The organism is Rhodococcus sp. YH1 (assembly GCF_009939605.1).
GTDB classification, from domain to species: Bacteria; Actinomycetota; Actinomycetes; order Mycobacteriales; family Mycobacteriaceae; genus Rhodococcus; species Rhodococcus aetherivorans.
Genome location: NZ_WVTE01000297.1, coordinates 1 through 13,208, shown reverse-complemented (window position 1 = coordinate 13,208; position 13,208 = coordinate 1). Strand labels below are relative to the sequence as shown.

Genomic DNA, 13,208 nt, shown 5'->3' with positions numbered 1-13,208 from the left:
CGGTCCGGGATGTGTCATCGGCTCGGGGTGTGGTGTCGGTAGGTGAATCTGTAGGTGTGTCGGTGCTGGGCTTGGTGTTGGTCGACCCAGCGGCGTAGGGGGTCGTTGTCGGTGTGCAGGCCTGCGGTCCAGCCGAGGAATCCGAGACGGTGGGCGATGTGCAGGTAGAACGGTCGCTGTTCGTGGACCAGCTCCGCGAGCCCGATCCGGCGACGCCAGGTCGGATCGATCAGGATTTCGGCGAGGATCACCGTCTCGGGCAGAACGAGCAATCGGGTCGGCAGCAGCTGTGGGGCGTGGTTGACGGCGTTGACCGCGTCCTCACGCGCGTTCCATCGCCGGGTGAGCCGCCGGTGCAGGAGCGGATCGGGGTTCCGCCGCCAGGCGATCATGATGTCTTGGGCGGTGTTGACATGGCTGGAAATCCAGTCGGGGTCCTCGTCGCTGCGAAACAGCTTGTCGCGCCGATGGATCGCTTTCGCGATCTCGGGTGCGGAGCTGAGGTTCACCGGCGGCTGTGCGGCGCACTCCCCGAGCCAGAGCTGATGCCGGCGGCAGTAGCCCTCGGCCGCCGACGAGTAGACCCTGATCACGGGAGCGCCGGGAATCTGTGCGATGCAGCGAGGGCAGTGCGTGCGCGTATGTGAGCTGACGCCGGCGAAATGCAGGCTGGGTGTGGCGGGGTCGATGGCATCGCGCCGCGGACCGGGCATCGGCAGGCTGCGTGCCAGTTGCTTCAGCGGGATGCCCGCGAATATCGCGAGCCGCTGCCGGGCGGCGAGGTTGAGCTGGACGTCCCAGTTCTTGAGGACCATGAATCGGTCCGGGCTGGTGTTGTCCGGGTGCCCGATCGACCGGAGCAGTGTTGTCGGCCTGACCAGTTCGTTCGCGGCAGCGAGCCGGAACACGAAGGACAGGGTCGTCTCGCCGCGGACCGGGCGAACCCGGAACGGCAGCGGGACGGCGGGCTTGTGCCAGAGCGGAAGAACGGTCATGACAGCGGCTTGCGGCGCGGGTCGTATTGATTGCCCGCAGCGATGTCGAGGATGACCGCTTCGAGGTGGGCTTTGGTGATCTTCTCGGTGCCGTCGCTGATGGCGTCGTTGGCGGCCTCGTAGATCAGCTGATCGAGGCTGCCGATCATGCCGCCGGTGCGGGCGTGCAGGTAGGGTGCCCAGTCGATCAGGGTTCCGGGTGTGTGGCGGTGCAGCCGCAGTGACTGCTCCATCGTGGCGACCAGCTTCTTCCAGTCGTTCTTGGCGGCGATGGTGTGGTAGGAGAACGGCCCGGTGGTGACCGGGATGAACCGGCCGGCGATCTGCCGGCCCCGGACGCCGGAGAACAGGTTGGTTTCTTCCAGGTCCAGACCGGAGTACACGAACGTGGCGGAGATCGAGTCGAAGAAGTATTTCAGCTGGTCGGATGCGTCTTTTCCCTTCTTCGTCGACAGATCCAACCGGTGGATCTCGTCGACCAGGACCAGCCGGGTGCCGGCCCGGCGCATCACCGCGGCGACCGCGTGCGCGAGGGCTTGTGGGGAGTCGTGGCGGCCGACGGGCAGTCCCAGGAACACCGCCATCTCCCCGGCCAGGGCCTTCGGGTCGGCGTCGGGTGGAATCACGATGTAGACCACCGGGATGCGGTCGGGGATCCCGGGATTGCGGCGTTCGAAGTCGAGCTGGAACCGGCGACCCAAGTGCGTGATCGACGTCGATTTTCCGGTCCCGCTGCCGCCGGAGACCAGCAAGCCCCGCCGGCCGAGCTGCTTGCCGCGGTTGTTGACGATCAGTTTCTGCCCGGTGTGCAGAACCTTGCGGATGTCGGGAGTGGCGACCAGCAGCAACGACGAGTGATAGTCCTGCCGGGCCTCGTCGTAGAGTTCCCGCTCGAGTTCGTCCATCCGCTCACGATCGCTGCCGGAGAGCATCTGCGGTGGTTGAGGATGGGCCGTGCCGACGAACGACGACCAGCCCTCCTTGGTGGCCAGCGGGTGCCGGGCATCGAGATGTATCGAGCTCACCAGCGGCCTTCCTGCTCGTCGAAGGCATCGAGCAGCCCGAACGGCACCACGGTCTCGGCGTCGGCCTCGATCGTCGGATCCGATTCCGCCTGGACCGGCGGTGCGGGCGGCAACGCCGGGGGCCGGGCCGGTTCGGGCAGGGCGGTGGGCCATCGGCCGACCTCGGTGACCTCCACGGGCAGGTGGTTGGGCATCTCGCGGGTGCACGCATGGCGAGCCAGCGGACGGCGGGTGTCGGGGCCGGCTTCGGCGCGGCGCAGCAGCGCGGCCAGGATCACCGCGACCGCCATCTCGTTGGCGTCGTCGACGCCGCGCTGCGCTGCCAGTTTCCGTGCTGCGCGCCAGGTGAAATCGGCGAACGGCTGCCGCACGATGTTCCGGTGCGTCCACGGGACGGTGATCCAGCCGCGGCCGCGGTGGTTCCGGACCCAGACCCGCGAGACGTCGTAGGGGTCGTAATGGACCTCCCAGCGGCCGCCCTTGGTGACGATGCCCGAGGATTCCCCGGCGAAACCGCGCAGCTCGCTGCTGTTGTAGGTGCGGTAGTCGATCTGAACACCGGCATCGCCGATGGCGCGCCATTGCGCCGGCAACAACTCGATATAGTCCTCGCCGGTCAAGGTGACCGGGACATACCCGGCCGCGGCGATCAGCGCCGCGTAGACATCGTTCGGTGACGCGTTCTCGGTGGGGGTGAAGGGGTGCCGCAGCCCCTCGTGCGGGCGGGTCTGCCAACCGGCCAGCACCCATTCGTCGAACAACTCCTGCAGATCCGCCAGCGACCAGACGGCGCGCTCGTCGACGTCGGTGCCGCGGCGGGTGACGTCGCGGCCGGTGTAGCCGGAAACATGCTGGCAGAACAGGGTATTGATCGAGGAGAAGGTGCGTTCGACGATGGCCTTGTCGGTCGGGGTCAGCACGTGCGCGGGCTGCACCGAGATGCCCAAGGTGTCCGCGGCGCGGGCGAACACCTCCGACATGAACACCTTGCCGTGGTCGATCACGACGGTGTCCGGGACGATCACCGGTTTGGCGGCCGCCATCGCCATCCGCGCGTCCAGTGTCACCAGCCGCCGATACGGGATCCGCGACGCCGCCAGCGCCAGCGCATGGTCCCAGCCCGGCCGCATCGGCTCGGGAACGCTCATCCGCGCCAGCATCAGCGCAGCGTCGACGGCTTTCGCGCCGACCGGCCGGAGCACTCCCGCGCCGATGGTGCGGGTGGCGATATCGACGGCCAGCACGAGCTCGGCGCGACCGATCACCCCGTTGTCCATCACCGCCATCACATCGATCGGGGTGGTGTCCAGATGCACCAGCTCCCCCGGCCGCGCGGCGGTGGCCGGGGTGTAGACCTTGTCGGGCCTGTGCGCCGCCGACCGGCGGGTGAGCGCCGAACCGAACGTGTGCCGGCCCTGGGCCAGCACGTCCAGCAGCCGGTAGAACGTCGTCTTCGACGGCATCGGCACCACCCCGGGCCCGTGTTCGTCGTCGAGCATCTGCTTCACCCTCGCGATGACCCGCGATTTCGTGCCCGTCGACGTGCCGGTCTGGGCGTCGATCACCGCCGTCGCCGCGGCAATCACCCGCGGGTCGACCTGCCCGGTCGGCGCGGCCGTCCTGGTGTAGCGGGTGTCGACCAGCCCCCACAACCCCTGCTCGCGGTAGCGCTGCCGCATCCGCTGCACCGTGCGGGCGCTGGTCTGGCGGCCGGCCGCGGTCAGCTCCGCGGCCTTTCGCGTCTCCCTCGACTTCAGCGAGAACACCGTCGGGTCGTACCCCGGCCGCGGCTGCGCATCCTCCGGAGTGTCCGGAAGCAGACCCGTCTCGACCTCGATCACGTGACGTTCCCAGTCCCTGGCCGCCTCCAGCACCTTCTCCGGCAGCGAGGCGAGCAAGTTGCTCGGCTCGATCTTCGGTGCCGGAGCCGCACCGACCAGTTCGAAGTCCTCCGCTGCCAGCAGGAACGACAACGCCACCACGCTCGATTCGCCCGCCTCGGACAACAAGCGGATCTTGGTACCCGAGAGCGCGACGACCGCGTGCGCCGTGCCCTCGAACACGACCCGGTCGCCGACCGACACCACCGGACGTGGCGACCTCATCACCACCCCTGCTCGGACAACGGCACCGACCGGGCACTCGCCAGATCCGCCACGTCCGCCACGTGCGGCGACACCCGCACCACCGTCCGATGGGACAACACCAGCGCCAGATCCGCGAGCAGCCAACGTCGCCACATCAAGTGATAGAGCACCGGCAAGGTGCCCAGCGGATCCCCGGCCGCCTCCGCGCCGTCGAGCAGCGGCTGCGGGCATGCGAACACCTGCAGCAGGTCCCGTGCCGTCGGCTCGTCGAAACAGCGGGGATGCCGGTAGCCGCCCAACCAACGGTGGTTCGCCGCCAGCACCGGGTCCAGCCGGTCCCACACCGCGTACTCCCAGCCGACATCGCCGCAGGCCCGTGCCGTCGCCGCGAACGCTTCCCGATCCCGGTCCTTGATCCGCTCGGACGGCCGTGAATCCAGCACCAGGGTGCGCCCGTGGTCGAGCCGGACCAGGAAGTCCGGGGTGTGCCGCCGCCTCCGGCGCGTGCCGGCGTCCCACAGCAGTGTGAACGGCTGCGACACCACATCCGACACGGTCGGGTCGAAATCCAACGCCACCAGATGATCCCGCTCCACCCACGACTCGAACCCGATCCGCCGGCCCAGCGTCGCCGACCAGTACCAGCCGGGGAAGTTCTTCTGCCCCCGGTACGACGAGAACGACCGCACCGGACCCCCGATCTGCGCAGCGACCTGTGGAAACGACTGCCACGGCAGCCTCCGCCGGTCACCGGAGACCGTCACGAACTCCACCTCGACCCAGCAATCACCCCGGGCACTCGCATCGTCTCGGAGCTCGGAAGCAGTCAGCACCGGAACATCTTCGCCACTTCCGGTGGGAACCCGCCACCGATCCGCCACTTCTCCCGGGAATCCGCCACCTCGATCGGGAACCGACAGTGGTGACAACTATCTCGGACGACGCCTTCCGGATGCGACACCTATCTCGGACAACGCACCGACAACGTGGACAAGGACAAGGGTCCCGGCGACCGAACACGCTCACCTCGGGGTTTACGGCGATGGCTGCGTAAATGGGATTTTACATGCCTGACACCACACAAACCAGGAGTGACATACCCCCAGTGTCCTTTGCCAGTTGATCTGAGGCATTGCCAGTGTGTCTGAGGCAAGTGCCGGGTTTTTGCCACTAAGTTGAGGCAGACCGTTTCCTACCTGCGTGTTCTGGAGGCTGTTGCCTTGGCTGGTGTCGCTGCCGTAGGGGCCGGGGAGGACTATCGAGTCGAGTTCGTGGGGCCGGGCGGACAGCGGTGTGAGGTTCCGTTGTTGACGTGTGCGACGGTGCGGTTCGAAGATGCGCCGCCGGTGCGCGGATTCCCGTCGTATCGGGGGCAGCGGAGCTTTCCCGGCCTGTGGTGGTCGGCGACGACGGGTTCGCATGTCGGGTACGAGTCCTGGATGGAGCGGGACTGGCTGATCGCCTTCGACTCGTGCCGTGAGGTGACGGGGATCGGTTCTCAGCCGTTTCGGTTGTCGTGGCGAGCGAAGAGAATCAAGCGGCACACTCCCGATTACTTCCTGCGGCTGCGTGACGGCGGAGCGGTCGTGGTGGACGTGCGCGCCGATACTCGGATCGACGCCGAGGATCGGATGGTGTTCGACACGACGGCGGCGGTGTGCGAGTTGCTCGGTTGGCAGTACCGCCGACTTGGTGAGATGAACCGGGTGCGGGCGGCGAATCTACGGTGGTTGTCGGGTTATCGGCACCTCCGCTGCCGACGGGCGGGGCTGGCCACGAAGCTGGCCGAGATCTTCGCCGTGCCGCGGCCGCTCTGGCTCGGCGCCGAGGATGCAGGCGATCCGATCGAGGTGTTGCCGACCCTGTTTCACCTGCTCTGGCACCAGGAGCTGGTGACCTTGCCCGACACGGAGTTGCTCGGGCCCGCCTCGCTGATCGGGCCCGGCCGTTGACCGCCCGAGCCGACGTGCTTGCGCCGGGTTGTCTTTTCCGGGTCGGTGGACGCGACCACGAGGTGGTCGAGGTGATCGGGTTCGATGTCCGCATCCGGGACGTGGCCGGAGTGGTGTCCACGGTCCCGACCGGGCAGATCCTGGCCGATGCGAGTTTCGAGCTGCTGACCTCGCGCCATGCGCCGCTGCCGCCCTCCGGTCGGTTGGCCGACCTGCCGGCCGAGGTCGCCGAGCAGGTCCGGTGGTGGGAACGTCACGTCCTCGAGCTGATTACGGGCCGGCCACCGGACGCTGCGCCCACGGCCGCGGGCGCCAAGGATTATGACCCGGCGACCACGACGATGCGGCAGCGAGAACAGGCGAAGGTCCGGGAGTTGGCCGCTGCGGGGACCGAGGTCAGCCTGGCGACCGTGCAGCGGATGCGTCTGGCCTACGAACGTGACGGACTCTGGGGCCTGGTCGACCGACGTTTCGCGCGACGGATGTCTCCGACGGGCCGGATCGATCCGCGCATTGTCGAGGCCACCCGCACAGCGATTGCCGGGGAAACGGACCGGTCCACCGGCACCGTGGCGCGGTTGCATCGCCGCGTCGGTCAGCTCTTGACCGAACTGCATGGTCCCGACGCGCCCGCGCTGCCGGCGCAGCGCACCTTCTACCGTCTCGTGGCCCGCCTGTCGGCAGGTCAGCACACTTTCGGCTCGGCACGCACCCGCCGCTCCCTGGCCAAACAACCCGACGGGCCGTTCGGCCTGGTCACCACTTCCCGACCCGGTGAGATCGTGCAGATCGACTCCACCCCACTGGATGTGCGTGTCGTCCTCGACGACGGCACGGTGGACCGGGTCGAGCTGACCGGGATGATCGATCTGGCCACGCGCACGGTCCCGGCCGCGGTGCTGCGACCGACGACGAAGGCGGTGGATGCGGCACTGCTGCTGGGCCGAGCATTGACACCGGAGCCGATGCGGCCGGGGTGGAGTGATGCGCTGCGCATGTCTCGGTCGGTGCTGCCGCACCGAACCCTCACCCGGGTCGATCAGCGCCTGGCCGACGCGGCGGCCCGGCCGGTGATCGCTCCGGAGACGATCGTCGTCGACCACGGCAAGGCGTTCTTGTCGCAGACCTTCCGGACGGCCTGCCGAACCCTGGGCATCAGCCTGCAGCCGGCGCATCCGGACACCCCGACCGACAAACCCGTCGTCGAACGCACCCTGCAGACGGTGAGCACCTTGTTCGCCCAGTACGTCGCCGGCTATGTCGGCTCCTCGGTCGAGCGACGCGGCAAGAACGCCGAACGATCCGCGGTCTGGTCGATGGCCGAACTGCAAGCGCTACTCGACGAATGGCTGGTCGCGGTCTGGCAGCACCGCCCCCACGACGGGCTGCGCGATCCCCTCACCCCGGACACCGCCCTGACCCCGAACGAAAAGTACGCCGCCCTTGTGCAGGTCGCCGGCTATGTGCCGGTGCCGCTCTCGGCCGACGACTACATCGAACTGCTCCCGATGACCTGGCGCACGATCAACACCTACGGCATCCGAATCAATCGCCGCACCTACGATGCCCGTGCCCTGAACCCCTATCGGCGCCAGCATTCCGGGATCACGGCCCACTCCGGCCGCTGGGAGATCCATCACGACCCGTACGACATCTCCCGCATCTGGGTGCGCAACCACCACAAGGGCGGGTGGATCACCGCGACGTGGACACACCTGCGCACCGCTCCAGCGCCTTTCGGCGATCTGGCCTGGCAACACGCTCGAACGATCCTCGGCCGACGAGGGCAGGACAAAGCCACCGAAGCCGAGATCGCCCAGGTCGCCGCCGAGCTGCTCGACCGCGCCGAGCAGGGACCGGCCGGAGCGGTCGCGGCCTCGACGGAGCGGCGCTCACCGCGTGATCGCAAGGTCACCGGACGCACCCGAGCAACGACCGAGCCGTCCTGGCCGAAACCCGATCCCGAACCGGAAGCCGTCGTCACCTCACCTGCCGAGACAGCACACGGCGAGGCCGCCACCGGCCCCGACGAACCGTGCGCGGCGGTCATCGCCCTGCCCACGTTCGATGCGCGGAAGGAAGCCGAATTGTGGCCATTTTGACCCCGGTCTGCCAACTGGAAAACCGCCGCCAACCGACCACCACACTCGAAGGATGGCGACGGTTCATCGAGGCCGAACCGTCGCAGTTCGAGTTGCTCCCCGAGCAGGACTGGAAGAGCCTCGACGACCGTGAACGGGTCGCCTACGACGAGGCGAGGATCGCCCACCACGCCGAACTGGTCGTGGTCACGACCTCCACGATCACCGAGATCACCAACGAGGGACGACTGCTGACGCTGCTCAACCAGCGGGAGATCGGGGCCCGACGGGGACTGATCGTCTCCGGCCCCGCTGCCACCGGCAAGACCACCGCGATCAAACAGTTGGGCCGGTTCCACGAGTTGCGGACCCAGATGCGGTTCCCCGGCACGAACCGCATCCCCGTCGTCTACGTGACCGCACCCCCGAAGGGGTCACCACGCAAGCTCGCCATGGAGTTCGCCCGCTTCCTCGGACTGCCACCCATGCGCGCCCGGCAGAACGTCACCGACATCGCCGACGCGGTATGCCAGGTCCTCATCGACGCCCGCACCGATGTCGTCGTCGTCGACGAAATCCACAACATGAACCTGGCCACCAGCGCCGGCGAGGACCTGTCCGACCACCTCAAATACTTCACCGAGCACCTCCCGGCCACCTTCATCTACGCGGGCATCGACGTCGAACGCTCCGGATTGTTCACCGGTGTGCGCGGGCAGCAGATCGCCGGCCGTTCCCTGCTGATCAACACCACACCGTTTCCCTGCACCACCGAGTGGAAACAGCTCGTCGGCGGTCTGGAAGCGACGCTGCGGCTGCACCGTCATCAGCAGGGAACCCTGGTCGCCGCCGCGAAATACCTGCACCAACGCACCGGCGGCATGATCGGCAGCCTCGGCCACCTCATCCGCGCCAGCGCCATTCGCGCTGTTCTCGAGGGCACCGAACAGATCACCCGGGCCCTGATGGACAACGTCCGCGTCGACCACGCCGTCGAATCGGCCACCCGCCGAGCCAGCAGCACCCACCGATGACCGAGACCTGGTTCGATCTCGTTCCTCGACAACAACTTCCCCGCACCACCGCACCATTTCGCGGCGAAACGCTCCACTCGTTCCTGCGCCGGCTGGCAGCGGTCAACCACATCACCGTCACCGATCTGCAGCCCCTCCTCGGGTCGACGACGGGAAAACGCCCCGACCCGCGGTGGTTGTCGATCGTCACCGGCTGGCCGGTGGCCGCCCTGGTCGACAGATTGCGCGGATTGACCGAACCCGAACCGCGACATCGCTTTCCCAGCGCCCTCTGTCGACTCTGTGCGGCCCGCCGCAACGTGTTCGACACGGTCATCGTCTACCCCGACGGGCACGTCAACGTCTGCCGTCGCCACAGACTCTGGATCGGAGGTAGTCACACTGCGCCGCAGTACGACATCACCCCGCTTCCCGAGCTGCGCACTGCGCAACGCACGCATCGGCGCCTGGCCCGCCGGCACGGCACGCTCGCCGCGGAAGCGGCCTACCGTGACGCCACCAGCATCATCCGCCGCTGGACGGACAGCGGACAGCACACCAGCCACCGTGATCGCCGCCTGCGGATCTGCTTCCCCGACCGACCCGAGCGGCCCGGCTGGCCCGAAACCGAGATGGCCGACTATCCCGAAGTAGTTGCCCTGACTGCGCTGCTGATCTCCGACACCTGGACAAGCAAGGCGGTCTCGCTCGGACCCCGCAAGAACACACTGCGCCAGTTCTACACCGAAGTCGGCCGTCGCCTCGATCTCGACATTCGGTTCGACAACATCGACGACCCGTTGGTCAGCTGGGTCAACGAACAGCAGCACGCCCTCGAACTCCAGCGCTACCGATCCGACCCCACCGGCACCCGCAGACGTCCACTTGCCTCAAGAATCTGGCGAGAACACCAGCAAGCGGTCTTGCCACATTCCTGAGGCACCGCAGGTCAGCGACCTTCTCGTGCCTCAGATCAAATGGCAAAGGACACCCAGCTCGTGAAAATGCCTGATATGCACGATTCATCCTGATTTCTTCGGGGCTCCCGCGGTGGACAACACCCCCGCGACCCTCACGCCCGGCGCACCCCGACCCACGCCTCCACCTGCAATGATGACAGAGAACGCGGTCCGGCACCCCCGTCTTCGCCGAGTTGAGAGGGCCGCACGAAGTTGCCAGCGGGCAACCTGGGGGAACGTCACTCGATGTCAGCGGTAGGTCGCACGAATGTCAGCAGGATCCGGGCATGTTCCGGTCGCTGAGATGGGGGTATGTGCACCGCGAGACCTGGCCGAGAGCGGCTCGTCGGCTCCCTCGACTTCCCGCTGCTCCGGCTCGGAACCGAGGACCCGATCGCCCTGTGCCCGGACCACGTCGACGGCGACCACGAGATGCCGGCCGGGTTGTTCGACGGCAATCGCCTCACCGGGCAGGTCGAGAACCAGTACGAAACCCCGGCCATCGCCACCGAGGTGGTCCTGATCCCGAACCTCACGTTCGTCACCGAACCGCTGCAGGGCCACGACCTGGGGGCGTGGCTGGTGGCAGAGACGATTCCTCGGATGCTGCCCACCGGCCTCGTGTTGCTGTGGCCCTACCCGGTGCGTGTCACCGACCCCGGACCGGACTCGAATTCGGATTCCGTGCAGATCGCCGTGCTCGACGGTGCCATCGGCCGGCTGTCCGACCATTTCCGATCGTGCGGGCTTTACACCGGTCGAGTCCGCGCCCTGGGCGCTGGGAATGTCGACCGCCTTGACGGCGCTGGCGGTGGCACGGGCCCGTCTCGGTGTGGTCCGGGACACCGCGGCGGTGCTCACGCTCGAGCAGCTCCGGGCCGCGTCCACGCCGCCGGCGCCGGGCCAGTAAGTCGAACCCACCTCGCGTCGGGTCGAAGTCGGCGAGACCGCATCGGAATGCAGTGGTCTCTACCGCTCCCGGTAGATCTCGGAGCGATGCCCGAGCCCGATCGCGACGATCACCAGTTCGTCCTCGCGGATCTCGGCGATGACGCGCCAGTCACCGATCCGGTAGCGCCAGTACCCCGCGTGGTTCGCCGTCAACGCTTTGCCCCGCTGACGGGGGTCGTCCAGCTCGCAGACCTCGTCGAGGTATGCCCTGATCCGCCGCAATGCTGTGCGGTCGATACGGCGGGCGGCCTTGTCGAACTGCGGCGAGGTTCGCAGGTGCCACCGGGTCACACGCCCAGCTCATCCCACAGTTCCTGGGCCGGCCGGCTCTGCTGACCGGTGTTCTCCCACTCGTGGACCACAGAGTCCGCCCAGAACTGCTCTTCCAGTTCGCCGAGGTGCGCATGGATCGCCTCGCGGATGTAGAACGTTTTCGATCGTCCGGTTCGTCGCGCCAGTGCGTCGAGCCTGGCCTCGTCCTCCGGCGTGAGTCTGATCGAGATTGCCACGGAAACCACCTCCTGCGATACAAGTATCGCAGAGGGCGCGGCGGGTGGCTACCACCAGGTCACGACCAGGAGGTGGCGGCGATGGGGCGCCTGCAGGCTGGGGGTGTGGTGCCGGCAGGCTCGCCGAGTTCGCCCCGCGTCGAACGGTGCCCCGCATCGTACCCACCGTCGATGGTGCGGACCTCGGCTGCGACAACGATCCCGGCCCGGGTGACGAACCCACCACCCGGGCGCTGCACCAGCACACCGCCGTGCCCGAGCCGCGCCGGGACGGCGCTGCTCTCCTCGAGTGTGAGGTGAGGCCGGCCGATCAGAGATCGAACAGTGAGAATTGGTTCTTCTGGGCCCGGGACTCGGTGTCGTCGAGGTACCGGTCGGCCATGGCTCGGGCGACGGTCTCGTCGTAGCCGAGTTCGGCGGCGACCTCACCCCGGTCGTGGCCGCTCGGTACACCCTGCGTGCCACCCTCGGCGCGCCGACGTTCTTCCGGCACGGCGAAGCGGACCAGCAGCCGGCACTGACGCGGGCAGGCACCGTCGAGTGCACGGACGTCGAATCGACACCGGAGAACTGAACACCCGTGTCCGGGCGACCTGCACGGTGCTTCTCTTTTCGACGACAGAGGGTTGCGGGGTGTCCTCGTCACCGGCGGTCCTCGTCTCGGTCGGGTTTTGCCTGCTTATTCGGGTCGACCGGCAGCCGCCAGGTCGCCGGCGGCGGGCCGAAGGGAATCAGATCCGGGCGCGCCCACCGCGCCAGGTCGGCGTCGCGTTCGGCGGCCAGGACCGCAGCGACCTCGGCCGTGGTCATCGCATCGAGTCGCTGCGCCGGTTCCGGCACCGTCGACGCCGCATACCGGACCCGCCGCTCCCGTTCGGCCGCGGCCAGATCCGACCGCAATCGGCGCGCCTTGCCGGCGCGGGCCTGCAACACCCGGGCACGGTCCTCGGCGGAGGCGGCATCGGCGAGTATCGCGGTGCCCAGATGCGCCCCGGTGCCGGCGTCGAACACCTCGATCTCGCCGGTGTGGTGCGGCATGTACCGGATCCGCACCCCGGCCCCGACCAGTCCGACCATCCAGTCGGCGACGTAGTGGCGGCCGCGGCCGAACGCGACCCCCTTGGTGGTGATCGTGCGACGGCGGCGATCGTCTTCGAGGGTGAACATCCACAACCGGGTCTCGTCGGCGTCGTGGATCGGGGTCGGATCCTCGTCCCAGGACTGCATCGGCGTCCGCTCCCCCAGTTCGGTGATCGTGTGCTCGGTGTTCCACCACCGCACCCAGCCCAGCACCTCGGCGGTGAACGCCTCGAACGACAGCGGCGGCTGGTCGGGATCGACCGGGCCGCCGCCGACGTGCCTCTGCCGATGCGTGTAGCGCGGCAGGCCCGCGAACAGCATCTTCTCGGCCGCACCGTTGATCGTCTCCACCGTGCCCTTCAGGTGCGCACCGTAGGCGGGCAGCTCGTCCACCCGCACCGCGAACGCCCCCAGCGCGTCGGCGACGGTGCGGGACAAAAAGTCCTTGCCCCGGTCGATGCGCACCGCCGCGGGCAGACCACCGGCCGGCACTCGTGGTGGGGATGGTCACGGCGGCGGTCGCGGCCGCGGCACTGACCGTGCCGCTGGCGCTGCT

13 protein-coding genes are annotated in these 13,208 nt (G+C 68.2%); 5 read left to right on the top strand and 8 right to left on the bottom strand.

Annotated features, from left to right (window positions below; all coding sequences use genetic code 11):
• Positions 1-14: 14 nt before the first annotated feature.
• From AIIKEEIJ_RS34465 to AIIKEEIJ_RS34450, 4 genes are read right to left on the bottom strand one after another with little or no spacing between them, the layout of a single operon-like run.
• Positions 15-995 carry a TniQ family protein gene (locus AIIKEEIJ_RS34465; RefSeq protein WP_010596657.1) on the bottom strand — a complete coding sequence of 327 codons (981 nt, stop codon included), beginning with the start codon at positions 993-995 and terminating at the stop codon, positions 15-17.
• A complete protein-coding gene (locus tag AIIKEEIJ_RS34460; RefSeq protein WP_010596658.1) occupies positions 992-2,020 on the bottom strand; it encodes a TniB family NTP-binding protein in 1,029 nt (342 codons plus the stop codon). Before AIIKEEIJ_RS34460 ends, AIIKEEIJ_RS34465 begins: the two co-directional genes overlap by 4 nt.
• Positions 2,017-4,125, bottom strand: a complete 2,109-nt coding sequence (locus tag AIIKEEIJ_RS34455) for a Mu transposase C-terminal domain-containing protein (protein WP_040273180.1) — start codon at positions 4,123-4,125, stop codon at positions 2,017-2,019. Before AIIKEEIJ_RS34455 ends, AIIKEEIJ_RS34460 begins: the two co-directional genes overlap by 4 nt.
• Positions 4,125-4,871, bottom strand: a complete 747-nt coding sequence (locus tag AIIKEEIJ_RS34450; protein ID WP_230831874.1) for a TnsA-like heteromeric transposase endonuclease subunit — start codon at positions 4,869-4,871, stop codon at positions 4,125-4,127. Before AIIKEEIJ_RS34450 ends, AIIKEEIJ_RS34455 begins: the two co-directional genes overlap by 1 nt.
• Positions 4,872-5,429: 558 nt before the next feature.
• On the opposite strand from AIIKEEIJ_RS34450, the gene AIIKEEIJ_RS34445 reads away from it, so the two are divergent.
• The 5 genes from AIIKEEIJ_RS34445 (at position 5,430) to AIIKEEIJ_RS34425 (ending at position 11,022) form a co-directional block, all read left to right on the top strand.
• Positions 5,430-6,059, top strand: a complete 630-nt coding sequence (locus AIIKEEIJ_RS34445; RefSeq protein WP_308071913.1) for a TnsA-like heteromeric transposase endonuclease subunit — start codon at positions 5,430-5,432, stop codon at positions 6,057-6,059.
• 62 nt (positions 6,060-6,121) lie between these two features.
• Positions 6,122-8,161, top strand: coding sequence for a Mu transposase C-terminal domain-containing protein (locus tag AIIKEEIJ_RS34440; protein WP_374121858.1), 2,040 nt, complete (start codon positions 6,122-6,124; stop codon positions 8,159-8,161).
• Entirely contained in the window at positions 8,149-9,174 is a 1,026-nt protein-coding gene (locus tag AIIKEEIJ_RS34435) for an ATP-binding protein (RefSeq protein WP_161996674.1), read from the top strand. The genes AIIKEEIJ_RS34440 and AIIKEEIJ_RS34435 overlap by 13 nt, the downstream gene beginning before the upstream one ends.
• The gene (locus AIIKEEIJ_RS34430; RefSeq protein WP_161996673.1) at positions 9,171-10,091 is read left to right on the top strand and encodes a TniQ family protein; all 921 of its coding nucleotides are present in this window, start codon (positions 9,171-9,173) and stop codon (positions 10,089-10,091) included. Before AIIKEEIJ_RS34435 ends, AIIKEEIJ_RS34430 begins: the two co-directional genes overlap by 4 nt.
• Before the next feature lie 805 nt (positions 10,092-10,896).
• A complete protein-coding gene (locus AIIKEEIJ_RS34425; RefSeq protein ID WP_274387122.1) occupies positions 10,897-11,022 on the top strand; it encodes a hypothetical protein in 126 nt (41 codons plus the stop codon).
• A 59-nt stretch (positions 11,023-11,081) separates the two neighbouring features.
• On the opposite strand, the gene AIIKEEIJ_RS34420 is transcribed toward AIIKEEIJ_RS34425, so the two are convergent.
• The 4 genes from AIIKEEIJ_RS34420 to AIIKEEIJ_RS34405 form a co-directional block, all read right to left on the bottom strand.
• Positions 11,082-11,354, bottom strand: coding sequence for a type II toxin-antitoxin system mRNA interferase toxin, RelE/StbE family (locus AIIKEEIJ_RS34420; RefSeq protein WP_161996672.1), 273 nt, complete (start codon positions 11,352-11,354; stop codon positions 11,082-11,084).
• Positions 11,351-11,572, bottom strand: coding sequence for a type II toxin-antitoxin system RelB family antitoxin (gene relB / locus AIIKEEIJ_RS34415; RefSeq protein WP_161996671.1), 222 nt, complete (start codon positions 11,570-11,572; stop codon positions 11,351-11,353). Before relB ends, AIIKEEIJ_RS34420 begins: the two co-directional genes overlap by 4 nt.
• Before the next feature lie 310 nt (positions 11,573-11,882).
• Positions 11,883-12,065, bottom strand: coding sequence for a hypothetical protein (locus AIIKEEIJ_RS34410; protein ID WP_161996670.1), 183 nt, complete (start codon positions 12,063-12,065; stop codon positions 11,883-11,885).
• Between the two features lie 149 nt (positions 12,066-12,214).
• A complete protein-coding gene (locus AIIKEEIJ_RS34405; protein ID WP_161996669.1) occupies positions 12,215-13,144 on the bottom strand; it encodes a Mu transposase C-terminal domain-containing protein in 930 nt (309 codons plus the stop codon).
• Between the last annotated feature and the right edge of the window lie 64 nt (positions 13,145-13,208).

Excerpts from the sequence above, each read along its gene's own strand:
- AIIKEEIJ_RS34465 (WP_010596657.1), bottom strand. The coding sequence starts at position 995 with ATGACCGTTCTTCCGCTCTGGCACAAGCCCGCCGTCCCGCTGCCGTTC.
- AIIKEEIJ_RS34455 (WP_040273180.1), bottom strand. The coding sequence starts at position 4,125 with ATGAGGTCGCCACGTCCGGTGGTGTCGGTCGGCGACCGGGTCGTGTTC.
- AIIKEEIJ_RS34430 (WP_161996673.1), top strand. The coding sequence starts at position 9,171 with ATGACCGAGACCTGGTTCGATCTCGTTCCTCGACAACAACTTCCCCGC.
- AIIKEEIJ_RS34425 (WP_274387122.1), top strand. The coding sequence starts at position 10,897 with ATGTCGACCGCCTTGACGGCGCTGGCGGTGGCACGGGCCCGTCTCGGT.